Here is a 2,863-nt window from a genome sequence, read left to right on the forward strand (position 1 = left end):
TCCTTTGTTGCCAGCGATTCGGTGGGGAACTCAAAGGAGACTGCCGGTGACAAACCGGAGGAAGGTGGGGATGACGTCAAGTCATCATGGCCCTTACGAGTAGGGCTACACACGTGCTACAATGGCGTATACAAAGAGAAGCGACCTCGCGAGAGCAAGCGGAACTCATAAAGTACGTCGTAGTCCGGATTGGAGTCTGCAACTCGACTCCATGAAGTCGGAATCGCTAGTAATCGTAGATCAGAATGCTACGGTGAATACGTTCCCGGGCCTTGTACACACCGCCCGTCACACCATGGGAGTGGGTTGCAAAAGAAGTAGGTAGCTTAACCTTCGGGAGGGCGCTTACCACTTTGTGATTCATGACTGGGGTGAAGTCGTAACAAGGTAACCGTAGGGGAACCTGCGGTTGGATCACCTCCTTACCATTGAAGTGTTTTTGTGAAGTGCTCACACAGATTGTCTGATAGAAAGTAGAGCAATAGGCTATACGTGGGAGACTTATTCGCAAGAATAGGGCTTACATGAAAAGCGCAAAAAGTTTTTGTGATTTTCGTGTCCCCTTCGTCTAGAGGCCTAGGACACCGCCCTTTCACGGCGGTAACAGGGGTTCGAATCCCCTAGGGGACGCCAATTGCGCCGATATCGAGTGAAAGACGATGTCCCCAATAATGATTAAGCCAATTATGTAGATAGTTGGTTTAACAATTATGCTCTTTAACAATCTGGAACAAGCTGAAAATTGAAAACAACGCACATTGTTTATCGCTTAAACAATGTGAGAGTCTCTCAAAAATCTCAACTTGAATGTGCTTCTCTGAAGCATCGAGTCGACGAGCGACATGAGTTCAAGGCAGCCCGCGCACAGCAAGCGCAGCGTACTTAAAGTACGTGAGCATTGCGAGCACGGACTAACGCCGAAATCATGAAGCACAGTCACTCGTTGTAAGAAGACACCTTCGGGTTGTGAGGTTAAGCGACTAAGCGTACACGGTGGATGCCTAGGCAATCAGAGGCGATGAAGGACGTGCTAATCTGCGAAAAGCGTCGGTAAGGTGATATGAACCGTTATAACCGACGATATCCGAATGGGGAAACCCAGTGCAATTCGTTGCACTATCGTTTGATGAATACATAGTCAAACGAGGCGAACCGAGGGAACTGAAACATCTCAGTACCTCGAGGAAAAGAAATCAACCGAGATTCCCCTAGTAGCGGCGAGCGAACGGGGAGCAGCCCAGAGTCTTAATCAGCATTAGCATCAGGAGAACAGTCTGGAAAGGCTGGCAGTAAAGGGTGATAGCCCCGTATCCGAAGGTGTTAGTGTTGTGAACTCGACGAGTAGGGCGGGACACGTGTTATCCTGTCTGAATATGGGGGGACCATCCTCCAAGGCTAAATACTCCTGATTGACCGATAGTGAACCAGTACCGTGAGGGAAAGGCGAAAAGAACCCCGGCGAGGGGAGTGAAATAGAACCTGAAACCGTGTACGTACAAGCAGTGGGAGCACCCTTTAGGGTGTGACTGCGTACCTTTTGTATAATGGGTCAGCGACTTATATTCTGTAGCAAGGTTAACCGTATAGGGGAGCCGTAGGGAAACCGAGTCTTAACTGGGCGAATGAGTTGCAGGGTATAGACCCGAAACCCGGTGATCTAGCCATGGGCAGGTTGAAGGTTGGGTAACACTAACTGGAGGACCGAACCGACTAATGTTGAAAAATTAGCGGATGACTTGTGGCTGGGGGTGAAAGGCCAATCAAACCGGGAGATAGCTGGTTCTCCCCGAAAGCTATTTAGGTAGCGCCTCGTGAACTCATCTTCGGGGGTAGAGCACTGTTTCGACTAGGGGGTCATCCCGACTTACCAACTCGATGCAAACTACGAATACCGAAGAATGTTATCACGGGAGACACACGGCGGGTGCTAACGTTCGTCGTGAAGAGGGAAACAACCCAGACCGCCAGCTAAGGTCCCAAAGTCATAGTTAAGTGGGAAACGAAGTGGGAAGGCTCAGACAGCCAGGATGTTGGCTTAGAAGCAGCCATCATTTAAAGAAAGCGTAATAGCTCACTGGTCGAGTCGGCCTGCGCGGAAGATGTAACGGGGCTAAACTATGCACCGAAGCTGCGGCAGCGATATGTAAATATTGTTGGGTAGGGGAGCGTTCTGTAAGCCTGTGAAGGTGTACTGTGAGGTATGCTGGAGGTATCAGAAGTGCGAATGCTGACATAAGTAACGATAATGCGGGTGAAAAACCCGCACGCCGGAAGACCAAGGGTTCCTGTCCAACGTTAATCGGGGCAGGGTGAGTCGACCCCTAAGGCGAGGCAGAAATGCGTAGTCGATGGGAAACGGGTTAATATTCCCGTACTGGTGATAATTGCGATGGGGGGACGGAGAAGGTTAGGCTGGCCGGGCGACGGTTGTCCCGGTTTAAGGATGTAGGCAGGTGAATTAGGCAAATCCGGTTCACTATATGCTGAGGTCTGATGACGAGTCACTACGGTGGCGAAGTAGCTCATACCCCGCTTCCAGGAAAAGCCTCTAAGCTCTAGATTATCATTAATCGTACCCCAAACCGACACAGGTGGTCAGGTAGAGAATACTCAGGCGCTTGAGAGAACTCGGGTGAAGGAACTAGGCAAAATGGTGCCGTAACTTCGGGAGAAGGCACGCTGGCATTAGGTGAAGTGGTTTACCCATGGAGCTGAAGCCAGTCGCAGATACCAGCTGGCTGCAACTGTTTATTAAAAACACAGCACTGTGCAAACACGAAAGTGGACGTATACGGTGTGACGCCTGCCCGGTGCTGGAAGGTTAATTGATGGGGTTATCCGTAAGGAGAAGCTCTTGATCGAA

General features: G+C 50.2%; 1 tRNA gene and 2 rRNA genes. All 3 read left to right on the top strand.

The features are described 5' to 3' along the window. Positions 1–425, top strand: a 16S ribosomal RNA gene (locus AB0D94_RS37680); the annotation flags it as partial. Positions 426–557: 132 nt separating this feature from the next. After that, a tRNA-Glu gene (locus AB0D94_RS37685) sits at positions 558–633 on the top strand. Positions 634–970: 337 nt separating this feature from the next. Beyond that, a 23S ribosomal RNA gene (locus AB0D94_RS37690) occupies positions 971–2,863 on the top strand; the annotation flags it as partial.

The sequence above is a fragment of the Streptomyces sp. NPDC048255 genome (assembly GCF_040652415.1).
Taxonomy (GTDB): Bacteria; Actinomycetota; Actinomycetes; order Streptomycetales; family Streptomycetaceae; genus Streptomyces.